Source organism: Rhodococcus tukisamuensis NBRC 100609, from assembly GCF_001894985.1.
GTDB classification, from domain to species: Bacteria; Actinomycetota; Actinomycetes; order Mycobacteriales; family Mycobacteriaceae; genus Rhodococcus_G; species Rhodococcus_G tukisamuensis.
Map to the genome: position 1 here is coordinate 347,135 of NZ_BCXG01000002.1, position 20,174 is coordinate 367,308.

20 protein-coding genes are annotated in these 20,174 nt (G+C 68.2%); 13 read left to right on the forward strand and 7 right to left on the reverse strand.

Annotated features, from left to right (window positions below; all coding sequences use genetic code 11):
- Nucleotides 1–5 precede the first annotated feature (5 nt).
- Entirely contained in the window at nucleotides 6–197 is a 192-nt protein-coding gene (locus RT2_RS03605) for a ferredoxin (protein WP_072843137.1), read from the reverse strand.
- 225 nt (nucleotides 198–422) lie between these two features.
- On the opposite strand from RT2_RS03605, the gene RT2_RS03610 reads away from it, so the two are divergent.
- The 3 genes from RT2_RS03610 to RT2_RS03620 all read left to right on the forward strand — a co-directional run bounded on the left by RT2_RS03610 (nucleotide 423) and on the right by RT2_RS03620 (nucleotide 4,425).
- The gene (locus tag RT2_RS03610; RefSeq protein WP_072843138.1) at nucleotides 423–1,598 is read left to right on the forward strand and encodes an acyl-CoA dehydrogenase family protein; all 1,176 of its coding nucleotides are present in this window, start codon (nucleotides 423–425) and stop codon (nucleotides 1,596–1,598) included.
- Between the two features lie 69 nt (nucleotides 1,599–1,667).
- Complete coding sequence (locus tag RT2_RS03615; protein ID WP_072843139.1) at nucleotides 1,668–2,786, forward strand: acyl-CoA dehydrogenase family protein; 1,119 nt, start codon at nucleotides 1,668–1,670, stop codon at nucleotides 2,784–2,786.
- A gap of 16 nt (nucleotides 2,787–2,802) precedes the next feature.
- On the forward strand, nucleotides 2,803–4,425 hold the full coding sequence (locus tag RT2_RS03620; protein ID WP_072843140.1) for a long-chain-fatty-acid--CoA ligase: 1,623 nt from the start codon (nucleotides 2,803–2,805) through the stop codon (nucleotides 4,423–4,425).
- 130 nt (nucleotides 4,426–4,555) lie between these two features.
- Here the strand turns inward: RT2_RS03620 and RT2_RS03625 are convergent, their stop codons facing one another.
- A complete protein-coding gene (locus RT2_RS03625; protein ID WP_072843141.1) occupies nucleotides 4,556–5,668 on the reverse strand; it encodes an NAD(P)H-dependent flavin oxidoreductase in 1,113 nt (370 codons plus the stop codon).
- Nucleotides 5,668–7,314, reverse strand: a complete 1,647-nt coding sequence (locus tag RT2_RS03630; protein WP_072843245.1) for an acyl-CoA synthetase — start codon at nucleotides 7,312–7,314, stop codon at nucleotides 5,668–5,670. Before RT2_RS03630 ends, RT2_RS03625 begins: the two co-directional genes overlap by 1 nt.
- Before the next feature lie 81 nt (nucleotides 7,315–7,395).
- On the opposite strand from RT2_RS03630, the gene RT2_RS03635 reads away from it, so the two are divergent.
- Complete coding sequence (locus RT2_RS03635; RefSeq protein WP_072843142.1) at nucleotides 7,396–8,220, forward strand: crotonase/enoyl-CoA hydratase family protein; 825 nt, start codon at nucleotides 7,396–7,398, stop codon at nucleotides 8,218–8,220.
- A 90-nt stretch (nucleotides 8,221–8,310) separates the two neighbouring features.
- Here RT2_RS03635 and RT2_RS03640 read toward each other — a convergent pair whose 3' ends face one another.
- Complete coding sequence (locus tag RT2_RS03640) at nucleotides 8,311–9,351, reverse strand: LLM class F420-dependent oxidoreductase (protein WP_072843143.1); 1,041 nt, start codon at nucleotides 9,349–9,351, stop codon at nucleotides 8,311–8,313.
- A gap of 106 nt (nucleotides 9,352–9,457) precedes the next feature.
- Between RT2_RS03640 and RT2_RS03645 the strand changes: the two genes are divergently transcribed.
- The 6 genes from RT2_RS03645 to RT2_RS26105 all read left to right on the forward strand — a co-directional run bounded on the left by RT2_RS03645 (nucleotide 9,458) and on the right by RT2_RS26105 (nucleotide 14,544).
- Entirely contained in the window at nucleotides 9,458–10,408 is a 951-nt protein-coding gene (locus RT2_RS03645) for a Zn-ribbon domain-containing OB-fold protein (RefSeq protein ID WP_371851136.1), read from the forward strand.
- Between the two features lie 13 nt (nucleotides 10,409–10,421).
- On the forward strand, nucleotides 10,422–11,489 hold the full coding sequence (locus tag RT2_RS03650; RefSeq protein WP_072843145.1) for a thiolase family protein: 1,068 nt from the start codon (nucleotides 10,422–10,424) through the stop codon (nucleotides 11,487–11,489).
- A complete protein-coding gene (locus RT2_RS03655) occupies nucleotides 11,489–12,664 on the forward strand; it encodes a thiolase family protein (protein ID WP_072843146.1) in 1,176 nt (391 codons plus the stop codon). The genes RT2_RS03650 and RT2_RS03655 overlap by 1 nt, the downstream gene beginning before the upstream one ends.
- 14 nt (nucleotides 12,665–12,678) lie before the next feature.
- Complete coding sequence (locus RT2_RS03660; protein WP_072843147.1) at nucleotides 12,679–13,542, forward strand: TIGR03619 family F420-dependent LLM class oxidoreductase; 864 nt, start codon at nucleotides 12,679–12,681, stop codon at nucleotides 13,540–13,542.
- Between the two features lie 15 nt (nucleotides 13,543–13,557).
- Nucleotides 13,558–13,974 (forward strand): nuclear transport factor 2 family protein, encoded by a 417-nt coding sequence (locus RT2_RS03665; RefSeq protein ID WP_072843148.1) that lies wholly within the window; start codon nucleotides 13,558–13,560, stop codon nucleotides 13,972–13,974.
- Between the two features lie 363 nt (nucleotides 13,975–14,337).
- Complete coding sequence (locus RT2_RS26105; RefSeq protein ID WP_072843149.1) at nucleotides 14,338–14,544, forward strand: hypothetical protein; 207 nt, start codon at nucleotides 14,338–14,340, stop codon at nucleotides 14,542–14,544.
- A gap of 15 nt (nucleotides 14,545–14,559) precedes the next feature.
- Here the strand turns inward: RT2_RS26105 and RT2_RS03675 are convergent, their stop codons facing one another.
- The gene (locus tag RT2_RS03675; RefSeq protein ID WP_072843150.1) at nucleotides 14,560–15,813 is read right to left on the reverse strand and encodes a cytochrome P450; all 1,254 of its coding nucleotides are present in this window, start codon (nucleotides 15,811–15,813) and stop codon (nucleotides 14,560–14,562) included.
- 162 nt (nucleotides 15,814–15,975) lie between these two features.
- Between RT2_RS03675 and RT2_RS03680 the strand changes: the two genes are divergently transcribed.
- The 3 genes from RT2_RS03680 to RT2_RS03690 all read left to right on the forward strand — a co-directional run bounded on the left by RT2_RS03680 (nucleotide 15,976) and on the right by RT2_RS03690 (nucleotide 18,391).
- A complete protein-coding gene (locus tag RT2_RS03680; RefSeq protein ID WP_072843151.1) occupies nucleotides 15,976–17,139 on the forward strand; it encodes a steroid 3-ketoacyl-CoA thiolase in 1,164 nt (387 codons plus the stop codon).
- Nucleotides 17,140–17,146: 7 nt separating this feature from the next.
- Nucleotides 17,147–17,611: a nitroreductase family deazaflavin-dependent oxidoreductase gene (locus RT2_RS03685; RefSeq protein WP_072843152.1), complete on the forward strand. Its 465-nt coding sequence runs from the start codon at nucleotides 17,147–17,149 to the stop codon at nucleotides 17,609–17,611.
- A gap of 108 nt (nucleotides 17,612–17,719) precedes the next feature.
- Complete coding sequence (locus tag RT2_RS03690) at nucleotides 17,720–18,391, forward strand: GNAT family N-acetyltransferase (protein ID WP_072843153.1); 672 nt, start codon at nucleotides 17,720–17,722, stop codon at nucleotides 18,389–18,391.
- Nucleotides 18,392–18,471: 80 nt separating this feature from the next.
- Here RT2_RS03690 and RT2_RS03695 read toward each other — a convergent pair whose 3' ends face one another.
- Together RT2_RS03695 and RT2_RS03700 are read right to left on the reverse strand one after the other, a co-directional pair.
- Nucleotides 18,472–19,386, reverse strand: coding sequence for an SDR family oxidoreductase (locus tag RT2_RS03695; protein ID WP_072843154.1), 915 nt, complete (start codon nucleotides 19,384–19,386; stop codon nucleotides 18,472–18,474).
- Entirely contained in the window at nucleotides 19,383–20,159 is a 777-nt protein-coding gene (locus RT2_RS03700) for an SDR family oxidoreductase (protein ID WP_072843155.1), read from the reverse strand. Before RT2_RS03700 ends, RT2_RS03695 begins: the two co-directional genes overlap by 4 nt.
- Nucleotides 20,160–20,174: the final 15 nt, after the last annotated feature.

Genomic DNA, 20,174 nt, shown 5'->3' on the forward strand with positions numbered 1-20,174 from the left:
AACTGTCAGGCCTCGAGACGCAGCGCCGCACGTGGGCACTGCGAGACGGCCTCCTTCATCAGCGCCGCCGCCTCGGGGGTGTCCTCCGGCTGGGTGATCAGCAGCTGCTCGTCGTCATCGAGATCGAAGACGTCGGGCGCAATGCCGACACACACGCCGTTGGCCTCACACAGATCAAAATCGACCGTGACCTTCATTGATGATCCTCACTTCTCATTCGAGTCAGACGCCTGCAACGCCGGTTCTACGGGCTGGAACCGCGTGCGGATCCAGCATAAGACTAGAACCCGTTCCACTCCTGTGCAATGATGCGAAAAACCCCCGACGACGGGCCGAAAGCACGCCGCGCCCGGCAAAATCCCGGGACGGAGCGACGGCCTTCCGCAAGACTAGAACCTGTGTCAGAGACCGGAGAGGCACCGATGCACATCAACTACAGCGCGGAGCAACAGAAGTTGCGCGAAGAGCTCCGCGCTTACTTCGCCAAGCTCATCACTCCGGAACGCCGAGAGGCGCTCTCCGCGCAGACCGGCGAGTACGGATCGGGCACCGTCTACCGCGACGTCGTGCGCGAGATGGGCAAGGACGGCTGGCTCACTCTCGGCTGGCCCAAGGAGTACGGCGGACAGGAACGCTCGCCGATCGACCAGTTGATCTTCACCGACGAGGCCGCGATCGCCGGCGCCCCGGTCCCGTTCCTCACCATCAACTCCGTCGCGCCGACAATCATGCATTACGGCTCCGAGGAGCAGAAGAAGTTCTTCCTGCCCAAGATCTCCTCGGGTGAGGTGCACTTCTCCATCGGGTACTCCGAGCCCAGCGCGGGCACCGACCTGGCCAGCCTGCGGACCACCGCGGTCAAGGACGGCGACGACTACATCGTCAACGGCCAGAAGATGTGGACCAGCCTCATCGCGTATGCGGACTACGTCTGGCTCGCCGTGCGCACCGACCAGAACGCCAAGAAGCACAAGGGCATCAGCATGCTCATCGTGCCGACCACCGCCGAGGGCTTCTCGTACACGCCCGTGCACACCATGGCGGGTCCGGACACCAGCGCCACGTACTACCAGGACGTGCGCGTGCCGTCGTCCGCACTGGTCGGCGAGGAGAACGGCGGCTGGGGCCTGATGACCAACCAGCTCAACCACGAACGCGTGGCGCTGGTCTCCGCCGCACAGATCCAGGGCGCGCTGCGCGACACGATCGAGTGGGCGCAGAACACCAAGATGGCCGACGGTCGTCGCGTCATCGACCAGGAATGGGTGCAGATCAACATCGCCCGCGTACACGCCAAGGTCGAGTACCTCAAGCTGCTGAACTGGGAGGTCTCCTCCGCGGACGCCCCGAGCAAGGGCGACGCGTCGGCCTGCAAGGTGTTCGGCACCGAGTTCGCCACCGAGGCATACCGACTGCTGATGGAGGTCCTCGGTCCGCTGGCGTACCTGCGCCAGGACTCGAAGGGCGTCGCCGTGCGCGGCCGCCTCGAGCGGTGGCACCGGTCCGCGCTGATCCTGACCTTCGGCGGCGGAACCAACGAGGTGCAGCGCGACATCCTCGCCATGACGGCACTGGGCCAGCCGCCCGCCAAGCGGTGACTGCCACCGCCCACCCGGCGCTGACCCCGGCCCCCATCCTGCGCTGACCGCGCGAGTCAAAGGAACATCATGGACTTCACCCACACAGAGGCCCAGCAGGACCTCGAACAGCTCACCCGGAGCATCGCCGAGAAGCTCACCACCCCGGAACGACTCAAGGAGCTCGACGGCGCGCAGGATCGCTTCGACGACAAGCTCTGGAAGGCACTTGCCGACGCCGGCGTGCTCGCCGCGGCGCTGCCGGAGTCGGTCGGCGGCGGCGGCTTCGGCATCCTCGAGCAGTGCTCGGTGCTGCGCGAGATCGGCCGGCCCCTCGCACCGGTGCCGTACCTGTCCTCGATCGTCCTCGCCGCCTCGGCACTGGCCGAGTTCGGTGACGACGCCCAGCGGCAGTGGGCGCAGCGCGCCGGCGCCGGCGAGGTCGTCCTCACCGTCGCCCTCGCCGAGGAGCTCAACGACAACCCGGCCAAGCCGGTGACCACGGCAGTGCGCAGCGGTGACGACTGGGTGCTGACCGGCACCAAGATCACCGTGCCCGCAGCCACTTTCGCGGACCTGATCCTGGTTCCCGCCACCACCCCCGAGGGTGTCGCGGTGTTCCTGGTGCAGCCGTCCGACGCCGGGGTCACCGTCGAACGCCAGCGTGTCACCGATTTCAGCGCGGAGTCGATCGTCGAGTTCGCCGGCACCAAGGTCGGTTCGGACCGACTGCTCGGCAGCACCGACAACGGCGCCGAGATCATGGACTGGATCCTGGCCCGCGCCGCCGTCGCGCTGAGCGCGACCCAGCTCGGCACCCTGGAGCGAGCCCTGGAACTGGTCGCGGAGTACGCGCGCGAGCGGGTCCAGTTCGACCGTCCGATCGGCAGCTTCCAGGCCGTGGCCCAGCGCCTCGCAGACGCCTTCATCGACGTCAAGGGCGCCCGGCTGACGCTCTGGCAGGCCGCCTGGCGGCTCAGCGAGAACCTGCCGGCCGAGGAGGAGGTCCGGACCGCGAAGTTCTGGGCAGCCGATGCCGGTCACCGGGTGGCGCACACCGTGATCCACGTCCACGGCGGTGTCGGCCTCGACCGCGAACACCCCGTGCACCGCTACTTCCTGGCGGCCAAGCACAACGAGTTCGCGCTCGGCTCGGCCACCGAGCAGTTGCGCCGACTGGGACAGATCCTGGCCGACGTGCCGGCCTGAACCTAGGCTGCACACCATGACGATCGCCACGCCCACTGTCACCGATCTGCTGCTCCGGCTTCGAGACGACGACGACCACGGAATCCTGTTCGAGGACAAGAAGATTCCGTGGTCCGAGCACGTCGCACTCAGTGCCGACCTGGCGGCGGGCCTGGCGACCCTGTTCGATCCGGCAGCACCCCGACACGTCGGGGTGCTGCTGGACAACGTGCCCGAGTTCTCCCTCCTGCTCGGCGCCGCGGCACTGGGCGGATCGGTCGTGGTGGGACTGAACACCACCCGCCGTGGCGAGGCCCTCGCCGGCGACATCGCCCGGGCCGACTGCCAGGTGGTCGTCGCCGACTCCTCGACTGTCGAACTGCTGGACGGCCTCGACCTCGGCGGGGTCCGCGTCCTCACCGTCGACTCCCCGGACTGGACGAATCTGCTTGCCGCCCACCGCGGCAGCGCCGTGCCGGACCGTGTCGCGGCGGGCGACGACCTGTTCATGCTGATCTTCACCTCCGGCACCAGCGGCAACCCGAAGGCCGTGCGGGTCACGCACAAGATGGTCGCCGGTCCGGGACGGATGCTGGCGGACCGCTTCGAACTGTCCGCCGCCGACACCACCTACGCGTCGATGCCCCTGTTCCACTCCGGCGCGGTCATGGCGTGCTGGGCCATCGCCCTGGCCGTCGGCGGAAACTTCGCCCTGCGACGCAAGTTCTCGGCGTCCGGGTTCCTGCCGGATGTGCGCCGATTCGGCGCCACCTTCGCGCACTACGTGGGCAAGCCCCTCGCCTACGTGCTCGCCACACCCGAACGGGCCGACGACGCGGACAACCCGCTGAAGGTCGTCTACGGCAACGAGGGCTCGGCGTCTGCGATCGCCGAGTTCGCGCGCCGCTTTGCCGTCCGGGTGGTCGACGGCTTCGGCTCCACCGAGGGCGGGGTGTTGATCTCCCGGCCGCCGGGCACCCCGCCCGGGGCGCTGGGCCCGCTGCCCGCCGGCATCGCCGTCCTCGATCCAGACGACGGAACACCCTGCCCCATCGCAGAATTCGACGACAATGGGCACATCACCAACGCCGACAAGGCCACCGGCGAACTGGTGAACACCGCCGGCACCGGCAGTTTCGCCGGCTACTACAAGAACCCCGAGGCCGAGGCCGAGCGGGTCCGCGACGGCCAGTACTGGAGCGGCGATCTCGGCTACGTCGACGCCGACGGCTACGTCTACTTCGCGGGCCGCAGCTCGGGGTGGATGCGGGTGGACGGCGAGAACCTCGGCACCGCTCCGATCGAGAACATCGTCTCCCGCCACCCGCAGGTCGTGGAGGCCGCGGCCTACGCGGTCCCGGATCCGCAGGTCGGCGACCGCGTCGCGGTGGCGCTGGTGGTCGCGGACGGCTTCGACGTCGACGAGTTCGCCGAGTTCCTCACCAGCCAACCCGATCTCGGACCCAAGCAGGTCCCGACTGTCATCCGAGTGAGCGCAGACCTGCCCAAGACCGCGACCTACAAGGTGCTCGGCCGTTCATTGAGCGCACAGCGCTGGAACTCCCCCGACCCCACCTGGTTCCGGGCCGCCGGGACCACCTCGTTCGTCCCCGTCACCGCCGAACTCGCGGCCAAACTCGACGCCGAACTCGACCGCTGAGCGCAGACATCTGATCCGACGGTGAAGGAGTCCCGCCGGATTCGTTCACCGACACCGAAGGCCGGGTACGAGATTCGTACCCGGCCTTCGGTGTGTGGCCTTCACTGTCCACGCCCGTGGGCGATGGAACCTACTTGAGCTTCTCCAGTCGCGCGACGGTCGCGTCGAACTCGGCGACCAGTTCGGCGATCGACTCGGCGACCGGCCGGATCTCGTTCATCCGCCCGACGATCTGTCCTGCCGGCATCGCGACCACCTCGGGATCCTCCGAGGCGACGATCCGCTGGTGTGCCTCGGCCACCAGCAGGTTCTGCAGCGGCATCGGCAGCGCGTCCGGTGCGCCGGGCTTGGACCAGGCCTCCGTCCACTTGGTCTTGAGCAGGCGAGCCGGCTTGCCCGAGTAGATCCGCGAGCGAACGGTGTCACTCGAGGTCGCGGCGAGCAGCGCACGCTGCGTTGCCGACGTCCCGTCGGCGGCGCTGCCCAGCTTGTACTCCGCGGCGGTGAGCCAGTACGACCCCATCCACACGCCGGAGGCGCCGAGGCTCATCGCCGCCGCGATCTGCCGGCCGCTGCCGATACCACCCGCGGCCAGCACGGTGGCGGAATCGCCCACCGCGTCGACGATCTCGGGAACGAGGACCATCGAGGCGATCTCACCCGTGTGGCCACCCGCCTCGTAGCCCTGGGCGATGACGATGTCGACGCCGTTGGCAACGTGGCTCAGTGCGTGACCGACCGCGCCGGCCAGGGCCGCGACCGGCACCCCGTGCGCGTGCGCCTCGTCGATGACGTCCTTGGGCGGCGAACCGAGCGCATTCGCGATCAGCGCCGGACGGTGCCGGAGTGCGACGTCGACCTGCGCGCGGGCCACCGAGTGCAGCCAGCCGAGGGTTCCCGTCGCCCGCTCGACGTCGTCGGACAGCTGCGGAACGCCGAGTTCGTCGAGCGTCCGGTTGACGAACGCGCGGTGCTCGGCCGGGATCAGCTTGTCCAGGTCGACCGCCGCGCCCTCGGTCGGGATCTTGGCCGGCATGACGATGTCGACGCCGTACGGCTTGCCGTCGGTGTTCTCGTCCATCCAGGTGAGGACGGCCTCGAGCTCCTCGGGGTCGTTGAACCGCACGCAGCCGAGCACACCGAGTCCGCCGGCCCGCGACACCGCCGCCGCCACGTGCTCGGACGGGGTGAACGCGAAGATCGGGTACTCGATGCCGAACTTCTCGGCCAGGGCGTTACGCATCAGGAGTTCCCGTTGGTGAGGTGGTCGTCGGCCTCGCGCAACTCGGTCTGCTCCTTGGCCCAGCGGTAGTCCGGCTTGCCGGCCGGGGACCGCTTGATCGCGTCGACGATCCAGAGACTGCGCGGCACCTTGTATCCGGCGATCTCCTTGCGAGCCGCGTCGACGATGTCGTTGAGGCTCGGACGGGTGCCTTCGCGCGGCGCGACCACCGCGGCGACCCGCTGGCCGAAGCGCTCGTCCGGAACACCGACGACGAGGGTGTCGAAGACGTCGGGATGCGACTTGACTGCGCCCTCGACCTCCTCGGGGTAGATCTTCTCGCCGCCGCTGTTGATCGACACCGAACCACGACCGAGCATGGTGACGGTGCCGTCCGCCTCGACGGTGGCGTAGTCGCCGGGGATCGAGTAGCGAACCCCGTTGAACGTCTTGAACGTCGCCGCGGTCTTCACCTCGTCCTTGTAGTAGCCGAGGGGGATGTGCCCGTGACGGGCCAGCAGGCCGACCTGACCGGAACCGGGCTCGACCTGGTTGCCGTCGTCGTCGATGACGACGGTGGAGGCGTCGATCTTCACCCGCGGTCCGCCGGTGTGCTCGAAGCCCTTCGAGATGGTCGCCAGGCCGCCGAAGCCGGTCTCCGACGAACCGATCGAGTCGGTGAGCAGACGGTTGGGCAGCAGGTCGAGGAACTGCTCCTTGAGCGACGGCGAGAACAGGGCCGCGCTGCTCGCGATCACGTACAGCGACGAGAGGTCGTACGGCTCACCGGTCTCCGGGTTGCCGGCGAGGAGGGCGTCGACCATGGGGCGCGCCATCGCGTCACCCGTGATGAAGATGAGGTTGACCTTGTGCTTGTCGATGACCTGCCACACCTCGTGGCCGTCGAACTCGGGGTGCATCACGAGGGTGCCGCCGCCGAAGAGGCTGTGGAACACCGCGGACTGCGAGCCGCCGTGGATCATCGGGGGGATCGGGAAGCGGACCATCGCGGGGTTGGCGGCGCCGACCTTCGCGATCTCCCACTCGTCCTCAACCCGCTCACCGGTGATGAAGTTGGTGCCACCGCCGAGCACCCGCCACCAGTCCTCGTGACGCCACATGACGCCCTTGGGCATGCCGGTGGTGCCGCCGGTGTAGAGCATGAAGATGTCGTCGGGGCTGCGCTCGCCGAAGTCACGCTCGGGCCGTCCCTCGGACAGGGCCTGCTCGTACTCGACGCCGCCGAACGAGGCGATGTCCAGATCGGTGCCGTCCTCGACGACGATCACGGACTTGACCAGCGGCGTGTTCGGCAACACGTTGGCCACCTTGTCGACGTACCGGCGCTCGACGATGAGCGCAGCCATGTCCGAGTTCTCGAAGATGTACTGCAACTCGTTCTCGACGTAGCGGTAGTTGACGTTGACCATCACCGCACGGGCCTTGAACACCGCCACCATGGCCTCGATGGCCTCGATGGTGTTGCGGCTGTAGATGCCCACCTTGTCACCCGGCTTGATGCCGTGATCCTGCAGGTAGTGGGCGAGACGGTTGGTCCGCTCCTCCAGCTGCGCGTAGGTGATCTCGCGGTCGCTGTCCAGCAGCGCCACCCGCTCGGGATTCAGGTCGATGGAGTGCTCGACGAAGTCTGCGATATTAAGGGCCACGTCCAACAAAATAGAACGTGTTACCGTTTCATGCAAGGGTCAGTTTGAGACCCACCTCACACGAGATCGGGAGCGAATTAAGTGTCCTCCACCACAGCCGAAGTTTCCGACATTTCGGAACAGTCGCCGCACTGCCTCGTCGAGAAGCGCGGTCACGTCCTCATCGTGACGATGAACCGACCGGACTCGCGCAACGCCCTGTCGAGCGAAATGATGGCGATCATGACCGCGGCCTGGGACCAGGTCGACGCCGATCCCGACATCCGGGTCGCGATCCTCACCGGCGCCGGGGGTACGTTCTGCGCCGGCATGGACCTCAAGGCGATGAACAAGAACGCCCCCGGCGACAAGTTCGTCAAGGGCGGCATGGACCTGACCAAGCTGCCGGCGCTACTCAAGGGCCGTCGGCTCACCAAGCCGCTGATCGCCGCAGTCGAGGGCGCGGCCATCGCCGGCGGCACCGAGATCCTGCAGGGCACCGACATCCGCGTGGCCGGCGAGAGCGCCAAGTTCGGCGTCTCCGAGGCCCGGCTGGGACTGTTCCCGCTCGGCGGTTCCGCGGTCCGCCTGGTCCGCCAGATCCCGTACACCGTCGCCGCCGAGATCCTGCTCACCGGCCGCAACGTCCCGGCGCCCGAGGCCAAGGAACTCGGCCTGATCGGCCACGTCGTCCCCGACGGACAGGCCTTGTCCAAGGCACTCGAGATCGCCGATGCAATCGCCGCGAACGGCCCGATCGCCGTGCAGGCGATCCTCAAGACCATCCGCGTCACCGAGGGCATGCACGAGGAAGACGCCTTCAAGCTCGAGGCTGAGATCGGCGCCGAGGTGTTCAGGAGCGACGATGCCAAGGAGGGCCCGCGCTCGTTCGCCGAGAAGCGCGCCCCGAAGTTCCAGGGCCGCTGAGTTCCAGGGACCCTGCCCCACCGTTCCCCAATGTCACATTGGTTCAGCTCGAGTGAACCGATGTGACATTGGGGAACTGTCGTTTCGCGGTCAGGCGGGGTTGATCGCCTCGGACAGCTGACGCATGTGCGCGACGTCCCGGCAGGTCACCAGCAGCATGGTGACGCCCGAGTCCTCCCACACCTTGACCTGGTCACGGACCTCGTCGACGTTGCCGAGGATCATCGTGTCGGTGACCATCTCATCCGGCACGATCGCGGCGGCCTCCTCCTTGCGGCCGGACAGGAAGAGCCGCTGGATCTCCTTGACCTCGTCGCCGTAGCCCATCCGGGTGTACACCTGGGCGTGGAAGTTCACCTCGGCCGCACCCATCCCGCCGACGTAGAGCGCCGTGATCGGCTTGAGCTTCGCGATCGCCGACGCCCGGTCGTCGGTGATGACGACCTGGCAGGTGGCCGCGACCTCGAAGTCCTCCCGGCTGCGCCGGGCGCTCGGGCGCGCGAAGCCCTCGTCGAGCCACTCGTTGTACATCGGTGCCAGTCGCGGCGTGTAGTAGATCGCCAGCCAGCCGTCCGCGATCTCCGCGGTCATGGCGACGTTCTTGGGGCCCTCCGCGCCGAGCCAGATCGGCAGGTCCGCGCGCAGCGGGTGGGTGATCGGCTTGAGCGGCTTACCCAGACCCATCGAGCCCTCACCGGTGTACGGCAGCGGGTAGTGCGGGCCGGCGTTGGTCACCGGTGCCTCCCGCGCGAGCACCTGCCGCACGATCGAGACGTACTCCCGGGTGCGCGCGAGCGGCTTCGGGAAGGGCTGGCCGTACCAGCCCTCGACGACCTGCGGCCCGGAAACACCGAGACCGAGGATCGCGCGACCGCCGGAGAGGTGGTCGAGGGTCAGCGCGTGCATGGCGGCGCCGGTCGGCGTCCGCGCGGACAGCTGCGCCACCGAGGTCCCGAGCCGGATCCGCTCGGTGCTCGAACCCCACCACGCGAGCGGGGTGAACGCGTCGTTGCCCCACGACTCGGCGGAAAAGACGGCATCAAACCCCGACCGATCCGCTTCTGCAACGAGTTCAGCCGCGTTGGCCGGCGGCTGTGCGCCCCAGTACCCGAGTTGCAACCCCAGCTTCATGTGTGCGCCTCCGTGTTTTCCCATTTCCACCGCACCATGCCGGTGACCCTTGCCACAGTAATAAGAACCTGTTCTACTCGAACTTGTGACCCCTGAAAAGACCCAAGTGGCCGAGCAGCCGCTGAGTGCACCACTAAATCTGAAATTCGACTACACGCGGTCCGTCGGACCGACCATCGGAGCATTCGTGACCGGTCTTCGCGACCGTCGGGTCGTGGGCGTCCGCGGGTCCGACGGTCGCGTCCACGTGCCGCCGCCGGAGTTCGATCCCGCCACCCACGAACCGATGACCGACTTCGTCGAGGTCTCCGACACCGGCACGGTGGTCAGCTGGACGTGGATGCCGGAACCCATCGAGGGCCAGCCGCTCCGCCACCCGTTCGCGTGGGCACTGGTGAAGCTCGATGGCGCCGACACCTCGATCCTGCACGCCGTCGACGCCGGCACGCCGGACGCGATGAGCACCGGGATGCGGGTGCGGGTGCGCTGGGCGGACGAGCGAACCGGCCACATCCGGGACATCGCCTGCTTCGAACCCGGCGAGAGCGAGTCCACCCCGGCGCAGCCCGGCGGTGACCCGGTCACCGACATCGTGACCCCGATCGACCTGCACTACAAGCACACCGCGTCGCTCGAGGAGACCTACTACCTGCGTGGCCTCATGGAGGGCAAGATCATCGGCGGCCGCACCGATGCAAACGGCAAGGTGTACGTCCCTCCGCGCGGCGCGAACCCCACCGACGGTGTTCCCACAAAGGAGCAGGTCGAGGTGTCCGACAAGGGCACCATCACCACGTTCTGCATCGTCAACGTCCCGTTCCTGGGCCAGTCGATCAAGCCGCCCTACGTGGCGGCCTACGTCCTGCTCGACGGCGCCGACATCCCGTTCCTGCACCTGATCCTCGATGTCGATCCGGCCGACGTGCGGATGGGCATGCGCGTCGAGGCCGTCTGGCGGCCCAAGGAGGAGTGGGTGTACTCGCTCCGGAACGTCTCCCACTTCCGTCCCTCCGGTGAGCCGGACGCGGACTACGACACCTACAAGCACCACCTCTAGGAGCCGAAAGACCATGACAGACATTGCAGTCGTCGGCTTCGCACAGGCCCCCCATGTGCGCGAGACCACCGGCACCACCAACGGCGTCGAGATGCTCGTCCCCTGCTTCCAACAGTTGTATGCGGAGCTCGGAATCACCAAGTCCGACATCGGGTTCTGGTGCTCAGGATCGTCCGACTACCTGGCCGGCCGCTCGTTCTCGTTCATCTCCGCGATCGACTCGATCGGGGCCGTGCCGCCGATCAACGAGTCGCACGTCGAGATGGACGCCGCCTGGGCGCTGTACGAGGCCTGGGTCAAGCTCATGACCGGCGAGGTCGAGACCGCCCTCGTGTACGGCTTCGGCAAGTCGTCCGCCGGTAACCTCCGACAGATCCTGGCCATGCAGACCGACCCGTACCTGGTTGCCCCGTTGTGGCCGGACTCCGTCTCGATGGCGGGCCTGCAGGCCCGGCTCGGACTCGACGCCGGCAAGTGGACGGCCGAGGACATGGCGCAGATCGCCCAGCGCAGCCGCGCCGCGGCCAAGGACAACCCGAACGCGCAGTTCTCCGGCGACGTCGACATCGAGACACTGCTGGCGTCCGAATACGTCGCCGACCCGCTGCGCACGCACGACTGCGCGCCGATCACCGACGGTGCGGCCGCGATCATCCTGGCCCGCGGCGACCGTGCCCGCGAGCTGTGCGAGCGGCCGGCCTGGATCACCGGCATCGAGCATCGGATCGACTCCCCCAACCTCGGGTCGCGCGATCTGACCATCTCGCCGTCGACCGCGGCCGCAGCGCGTGCCGCCACCGGTGGCGACGTCTCGAACATCGACGTCGCAGAACTGCACGCGCCGTTCACCCATCAGGAGATCATCCTTCGTGAGGCGATCGGCCTGACCGACGCCACCACGATCAACCCGTCGGGCGGCCCGCTCACCGGCAACCCGATGTTCGCCGGCGGTCTCGAGCGCATCGGCTACGCGGCGCGCAAGATCATGAGCGGCGACGCGCAGCGCACACTCGCACATGCCACCAGCGGCCCTGTGCTGCAGCAGAACCTGGTCGCAGTCATGGAAGGACGCAACAACTGATGGCAAAGCAGAATGCCGCAGTCCTCGGCACCGGTCAGACCTACTACGTCGCCAAGCGCCACGACGTCACGATGGCCGGCATGATCCGCGAAGCGATCGACCGCGCGATGGCCGACGCCCACGTCGGCTGGGACGACATCGACGCCATCGTCATCGGCAAGGCCCCCGACCTGTTCGAGGGTTCGATGATGCCGGAACTCGCGATGTCGGATGCGTTGGGCGCCAACGGTAAACCGCTGCTGCGCGTGCACACCGCCGGATCGGTCGGTGCCTCGACGGGCAACGTCGCGGCCAGCCTGGTGCAGGCCGGCGTGCACAAGCGGGTGCTCGCAGTGTCGTGGGAGAAGCAGTCCGAGTCCAACGCGATGTGGGCACTGTCCACCCCGGTGCCGTTCACGATGCCGGTCGGCGCGGGCGCGGGCGGCTTCTTTGCACCGCATGTGCGCTCGTACATCCGACGCTCGGGCGCCCCGGACCACATCGGCGCGATGGTCGCCGTCAAGGACCGCCGCAACGGCGCGCTGAACCCGTACGCGCACCTCAAGCAGGCGGACATCACCATCGAATCCGTGATGGCCTCCCAGATGTTGTGGGACCCCATCCGTTTCGACGAGACCTGCCCGTCGTCGGACGGCGCCTGTGCAATCGTCATCGGCAACGAGGACGCTGCGAAGGCTGTCGAGGCCGACGGCCGCAAGGTGGCGTGGATCCATGCGACCGCGATGCGCACCGAGCCGCTGTCGTACGCCGGCCGCAACGTCGCGAACCCGCAGGCCGGCCGGGACGCCGCTGCCGCTCTCTGGAAGGCCGCGGGCATCACCGATCCGGCAACCGAGATCGACGCGGCCGAGATCTACGTGCCGTTCTCGTGGTTCGAGCCGATGTGGCTGGAGAACCTCGGGTTCGTGCCGGAGGGCGAAGGTTGGAAGTTCACCGAGGCCGGCGAGACCGCTCTCGGCGGGCGGTTGCCGGTCAACGCGTCGGGTGGCGTGCTCTCGTCGAACCCGATCGGCGCGTCCGGCATGATCCGGTACGCCGAATCGGCGATGCAGGTGATGGAGCGCGCAGGTGACCATCAGGTCGACGGCGCCCGCAAGGCCTTCGGTCATGCGTACGGCGGTGGCTCGCAGTACTTTGCGATGTGGGTCGTCGGCGCCGACCGCCCGACCAACTAGAAGGGACACCCACTGTGAAGTTCACCGTCGGTATCGCGATGAGTCCGCTCGAGCAGTTGGTTCCGCTCGCGCAGACTGCGGAGGAGTGCGGGTTCGCCAACATCGCACTGCCCGACTCGCTGTTCTACATGGAGTCGGCCGCGGCCGACTACCCGTACACCCCGGACGGCTCCCGCATGTGGAACGCCGAGACGCCGTGGGTGGACCCGTTGATCGCGGCGGCCGCGATGGGGGCCGCGACCTCCACCATCGGCTTCTACACGAACGTGCTCAAGCTGGGCTCGCGCAACCCCCTGCTGCTCGCGCGGCAGGTGGGCTCGGTGGCCAACCTGACCGGCAACCGCTTCGGCTTCGGCGTCGGGATCGGCTGGGCGCCGGAAGAGTTCGAGTGGTGCGGCGTGCCGTTCAAGCGCCGCGGCGCCCGGGTCGACGAAATGATCGAGGTCATCAAGTTGACCCTGGCCGGCGGCATGGTCGAGTACCACGGCGAGTTCTTCGACTTCGACAAGCTGCAGATCAGCCCCGCCCCCACCAAGCCGGTGCCGTTCTACGTCGGTGGACACACCGACGTGGCTCTGCGCCGCGCGGCCCGGGTGGGTGACGGCTGGACCTCGGCAATGATGAAGTTCAAGGATCTCGTCGAGACCAAGCGCAAGCTCGACGATCTACTCGCCGAAAACGGCCGTGCGGACCAGCCTTTCGAGATTCAGGCTGTGTGCATCGACCGCTTCGGCAAGGACGGGTACCAGGAGCTCGCCGCGGCCGGCGTCACCGACACCATCGTGGTGCCGTGGCTCTTCGACGGCGTCGCGTTCGACGGCCCGCTCGAAGCCAAGCAGGACTCGCTGCGCAAGTTCGCCGCCGAGAACATCAACTAGGACCGAGGGAGCACCATGACGACGACCGTCGAACATCCGGCTCGCATCGCGTCGCGTGCCTCGCAGGCGGCAGCGAGCGGCAAGCGCAAGGCGGAGTGGCTGGACCTCTTCGCGGAGGACGGTTGGGTCGAGGATCCGGTCGGCCCTTCGGGTTTCGACCCCGAGGGCAAGGGGCACCACGGCCGGGAGGCGATCGCCCGCTTCTACGACATGACGATCGCCAACACCGACTCGTTGACCTTCAACGTCGCGGACACCCTGATCTGCGGTGACGAGATGGTCTACATCGGCAGCATCCGGTCCGTAGTGGCGGGCAACCAGATCGACGCCGAAGGCGTGTTCGTCTACCGGGTGAACGCCGAGGGGAAGCTGCAGTCGATTCGGGCCTTCTGGGAGGTCGACCGGGCGATGAAGACGCTCGTCAAGCTGTAGTACGCACGAACGCCGGAAGGGACCGCACCTCGTAATCGAGGTGCGGTCCCTTCCGTTTCACGGCAGGGTGGGTCCGACCGTAGGCGATCGGAAGGACGACATTCAGTGCACATGCAATCGGACGATCTCCGGATCTGTTTCATCGGAGACTCTTTCGTCGCGGGTGTCGGCGACGAGACCGCTCTCGGCTGGACCGGCCGCGACCTCTCGGGCGAATCTGATCGACTGCCTGGGCGCCGCCGAGGACGCGCCGGTCCTCTTCGTCGGCCCGCCGCCCGTGCACGACGAGGAACACAACCGTCAGATTCTCTTGCTCAGCAATGATTTTCGCGACATCTGCGATGCGCGTGCACCTTCGTCGACGTGTTCACCACCCTGGAGATGCACGACGTCTGGCGCCGGCAGGTGCGCGACGGCGACGGCGCCCACCCGCGATCCGACGGCTACACGGCGCTGTTCGAACTGGTGGCACCCGCCTGGGACGAATGGCTGCACCGCTGGGGCCACCGTGGACCGGAACGAAGACGGCAGCGCCGACGCGGGATGACCGCGCCGGCGCTGCCGGGGTGAGACTTGCTGTCGCGACTAGTGCGACACCGGGCAACCGCCGGTCTTGTAGTCGACCTGGTACTCCTTGATGCCGTTGAGCCAGCCGGACCGCAGCCGGCGGGTCTCGCCGACCTGGGTGATGTCCGGGAGGATGTCGGCGATCGCGTTGAAGATCAGGTCGATCTCCATGCGGGCCAGGTTGGCGCCGAGGCAGTAGTGCGCGCCGGTGCCACCGAAGGACAGGTGCGGGTTCGGGTTCCGGAGGATGTCGAACTTCTCCGGGTTCTCGAACACCTCCTCGTCGAAGTTCGCCGACACGTAGCTCATCACCACGCGCTGGCCCTTCTTGATTGCGACGCCGCCGATCTCGGTGTCTTCGAGCGCGGTGCGCTGGAAGGAGGCAACCGGGGTGGCCCAGCGGATGATCTCGTCCGCCGTGGTCTTCGGGCGCTCCTTCTTGTACAGCTCCCACTGCTCGGGGTTGTCCATGAAGGCCTTCATGCCGTGCGTGGTGGCGTTGCGGGTGGTCTCGTTACCGGCCACCGCGAGCACGATCACGAAGAAGCCGAACTCCTCCGGGCTGAGCTCGTCGCCGTCGACGTCCGCCTCGATGAGCGTGGTGACGAGGTCGTCGCCCGGGTTCTGCTTGCGCGCCTCGGCCAGCTGGTACGCGTATCCGAGGATCTCCATCGACGCGGCAGCCGGGTCGATGTCGGCGAACTCGGGGTCGTCGTACGAGGTCATCTGGTTGGACCACTCGAAGACCTTGCCGCGATCCTCCTGCGGCACACCGATCAGCTCGGCGATGGCCTGCAGCGGCAGCTCCGCCGCGACCTGGGTGACAAAGTCGCCGTTACCCTCCGCAGCGGCGGCCTTGACGATGGCCTCGGCCCGGTCCTTGAGCTCGGCCTTGAGCCCGTTGATCGCGCGGGGGGTGAAGCCGCGGGAAACCAGCTTGCGGAGCTTGGTGTGCTCCGGCGCGTCCTTGTTCAGCAGCACGAAGCGCTGCAGCTCGATGGCCTCGCGCTGCATGTCGTCCGCGAAACGCGGGATGGCGGTGTTCTCCCAAGTGGAGAACACCTCGCTCCGCATCGAGACGTCGCGGATATCCTCGTGCCGGGTGACCAACCAGTAGCCACCGTCGTTGAACCCGCCGACGCCGTCGGGCTGCTCGACCCAGAACACCGGCTCGGCCTTGCGAACCTCCGCGAGCTCCTCGACGGGGATCCGATGTGCGTAGATGTCGGGGTCCGTAAAGTCGAAACCCGCGGGAATGTTGGGCTGTGCCACTGCTGTCTCCTGCCCTCGCGATCGTTGCCGCAAGTGATGTGGAACACGTTCTATAAACATTGAATCACAGAGCCCTCACAAGGGAAAGGTCTGCACGTCATACCCTTGCCCTTCGGGGAGAACCTGTTCTACTTTCAGTGTACTGAGGGAAAGGAGCCCGCTGTGGGCACACCAGTAATCGTCGAGGCTGTCCGGACGCCGATCGGCAAGCGAGGCGGCTGGCTGTCCGGCCTGCACGCGGCGGAGACCCTGGGCGCGGCGCAGGTGGGACTGCTCGAGCGCGCGGGCATCGACCCCGCCCTCGTCGAGCAGGTCATCGGCGGCTGCGTCACCCAGGCGGGTGCACAGTCCAACAACGTCACTCGGGTGGCCTGGCTGGCTGCGGGCCTCCCGTGGCAGACGGGCGCCACCACCGTCGACTGCCAGTGCGGTTCCGCGCAGCAGGCCAACCATCTGATCGCCGGGCTGATCGCCACCGGCGCGATCGACATCGGCGTCGCCTGCGGCGTCGAGCAGATGAGCCAGGTCCCGCTCGGCGCCAATGTCGGCACCGAGGCCGGCCCGCGTCGGCCCGCGTCGTGGGACATCGACATGCCCAACCAGTTCGAGGCCGCCGAGCGGATCGCGAAGCGTCGCGGCATCACCCGTGCGGACATCGAGGCACTCGGCGTCCGCTCGCAGGCGCTGGCCAAGCAGGCCTGGGCCGAGGGCCGCTTCGACCGCGAGGTGCTGCCCGTGACCGCCCCCGTCATCGGCGAGGACAAGCTGCCGACCTCGGAGACCACGCTGGTCTCCCGGGACCAGGGCATGCGCGACACCACGCTCGAGTCGCTGGCCAAGCTCAAGCCGGTCATCGAGGGCGGCATCCACACCGCCGGCACCGCCTCGCAGATCTCCGACGGCGCCGCCGCGGTGCTGCTGATGGACTCCGACCGCGCCCTCGCCCTCGGCCTCAAGCCGCGCGCCCGGATCGTCTCGCAGGTTCTGGTCGGCGCCGAGCCCGAGTTCCACCTCGACGGCCCGGTCCAGGCGACCGCCAAGGTGCTCGAGAAGGCCGGCATGAAGATCGGCGACCTCGACCTGTTCGAGGTCAACGAGGCCTTCGCGTCCGTCGCGCTGTCCTGGGCTCGGGTGCACGGCCCGGACATGGACAAGGTCAACGTCAACGGCGGCGCCCTGGCCCTCGGACACCCCGTGGGCAGCACCGGATCCCGGCTGATCACCACCGCGCTGCACGAGCTCGAGCGGACGGACAAGTCCACCGCGCTGATCACCATGTGCGCCGGCGGCGCGCTGGCCACCGGCACCATCATCGAGCGGATCTGATCCGACGATGAAGCGCCCACCGTTGCTCGATACGAATTTCACCCGCTCCATCATCAAGTGGATGGCGAAGTCGAACGTGATCGCGTACCGGGCCACCGGTGGGCGCATCGGAGGCAAGTGGCGGGTCGGCAGCGCCGCGAAGAGCGGTCTGCCGATCTGCCTGCTCACCACCACCGGCCGCAAGTCCGGCGAGCCGCGGGTGAGCCCGCTGCTGTTCCTGGAAGACGGCGACCGGGTCGTGCTGGTCGCCTCGCAGGGCGGCCAGCCCAAGAATCCGCTCTGGTACCTGAACCTGAAGGCCGACCCCAACGTGAAGGTCCAGATCCGCTCCGACGTACGCCATCTGGTCGCGAAGGTTGCGGACGATGCCGAGCATGCGGAGCTGTGGCCCAAGCTGGTGGCGATGTACCCCGAGTTCGACGACTACCAGTCCTGGGTCGAGCGGAAGATTCCCGTCGTCGTGTGTGCGTAGCAATCACGCCCCATCTGACAGAGAATGCGTGAGAGAGCCCGCGCCGGCGCACACACCGCGTCGCGCCCGCTCCGGACGTTGCACACTCGACGGATAGGGAGATTTGTCATGACGGCAGGGCCCCAGGACCAGATCATCGACCGCCGGGAGATTGCCTCGGCGCTGCTGCGCGCACTCGACCTTCGCCACGAGATCCTCGACGCGATCGTCGACAGCGACGACCACGCGGCGGCGGTCAGCACTGTGGCCCAGCTGCTCGGCACCACCGAAACGAACGCGAATGTGGTGCTGGGCCTTCAGCTCGGGCGCCTGACCAAGCTCGAGCGAGACAAGATCCGGGACGAACTCTCGAACCTCGACGCGACCCTCAAATGGCTGCCCGAGCAGCGGCCGTTCAGCACCGGCGAGGGCGTGTCCCTGCGGCCGTTCAGCCAGAGCGACTCGGACGCCGAACTGTTCCGCCGTCGCTCCGCCGAGCAGCTCGGCGACGACGGCCAGCCGTGGCCCGCCGACCGGGTGGAAGCCGAGCGGCGCGCGGGCCTGCGCCGAGTCGACGACGAGTCGGCCGCCTGGTTCGTCGCCGAGCGAAAGGCGGGCGACCACGCCGAGTGCGTCGGCCTGGTCTTCGGCGAACTCACCGGCAGCGAGGTCGAACTCGCGGTGTGGGTCGCCCCCGACGCGCGCAAGCAGGGCGTCGGCACCGCGGCGATCAAGCAGTCCCGCTCCGAACTGGCCGCCTTCTTCCCGGGCAGCATCGTCGTCGTCCGCACCCCCGCGTAGGCGCCGCCACCCCGACAGACGCCGCTGGGCGCGTCCGGTATCCCATCGGGATCCGGACGCGCCCAGCGTCGTTGTGCTGCCTACGCGCCGTAGACCGGCGTCGGCACCTCGGCCTTGGCCAGCAGGTCCGCGACGACGGGACCGATCTCCTTGGGGTCCCAGCGGTCGCCCTTGTCCTGGCTCGGGCCGTGCCGCCAGCCCTCGGCGACGGTGATCTTGCCGCCCTCGACCTCGAACACCCGGCCGGTGACGTCCTTCGACTCGGCGCTCGCGAGCCAGACCACCAGCGGGGAGATGTTCTCCGGCGCCATCGCGTCGAAGCCCTCCTCCGGTGCCGCCATCGCCTCGGCCATCGCGCCGCCGGCGCCGACGGTCATCCGGGTGCGGGCGGCGGGAGCGATCGCGTTGACCGAGACGCCGTAGTTCTTCAGCTCGGCCGCGGCCTGGATGGTCATCTCCGCGATGCCGGCCTTGGCCGCCGCGTAGTTGCCCTGGCCGATGGAGCCCTGCAGGCCCGCACCCGAACTGGTGTTGATGATCCGGGCGTCCACCGGACGGCCGGCCTTGGACTCCGCACGCCAGTAGGCGGCGGCGTGGCGCAGCGGGGCGAAGTGGCCCTTGAGGTGCACCCGGGTCACCGAGTCCCACTCCTGCTCGCTCATCCCGACCAGCATGCGGTCGCGCAGGAAGCCGGCGTTGTTGACCAGCACGTCGAGCCCACCGAAGGTGTCGATGGCCGTCCTGACGAGGTTCTCCGCGCCCGCCCAGTCCGCGACGTCGTCACCGTTGACGACGGCCTGGCCGCCGGCCGCGATGATCTCCGCGACGACCTGCTCCGCCGGGCTCTCGCCCGTCGCCGAGCCGTCCGCGCCCGCGCCGATGTCGTTGACGACGACCTTCGCGCCCTCGGCCGCGAAGGCCAGCGCGTGCGCCCGGCCGATGCCCCGGCCCGCACCCGTCACGATGACGACGCGACCGTCCACCAATCCACTCACTTGTTCTCCTCTGTGTCTGCCGCCGCCAGGAAGGCGGGGCGCTCGCCGCCGCCGTGGACGGTCAGTGTCGAACCGCTGACGTAGGACGCCAACGGTGATGCCAGGAATGTCGCACAGTTTCCGATGTCCTCGGGTCGCGCCATCCGACCCAGCGGGACTGTCGCACCGACCGCGGCGAGGCCGTCGGGCCCGCCGTAGTGCAGGTGAGACTGCTCGGTCTCGACCAGTCCGACGACCACCGAGTTGACCCGCACCCGCGGCGCCCACTCCACCGCCAGGCTCGTGGACAGGCTGTCGATCCCGGCCTTCGCGGCGCCGTAGGCCGCGGTGCCGGGCGAGGGCCGGGCGCCGCTGACGCTGGAGATGTTGACGATCGACCCGCCCGTCTCCTGTCGCTGCATGACGGCGTTCGCAGTCTGTGCGACGAGCAACGGCGAGAGCAGGTTCAGCTCCACGATCTTCGAGTGGAAGCGCGGGCTGGCATCGGCTGCCAGCGCGAAGGGCGCACCGCCCGCGTTGTTGACGACGGTGTCCAGGCGCCCGTGGGTGGCGACGATCGAGTCGATCATCGCCTGCACCTGTTCGGGGTCTCGGACGTCGCAGGCGATGAACTCCGCCGCCCGTCCGTCCACCTCGACCGGCTCGTCGCCGGGCCGTCGCGCGCAGGTCACCACGGTCGCGCCCGCCCCGAGGAAGGCGCGGCTGATGCCGGCACCGACCCCTCGCACACCGCCGGTGACCAGCACCACGTTGCCGTCCAGACCTAGATCCACCTGTACCTCCGCTGT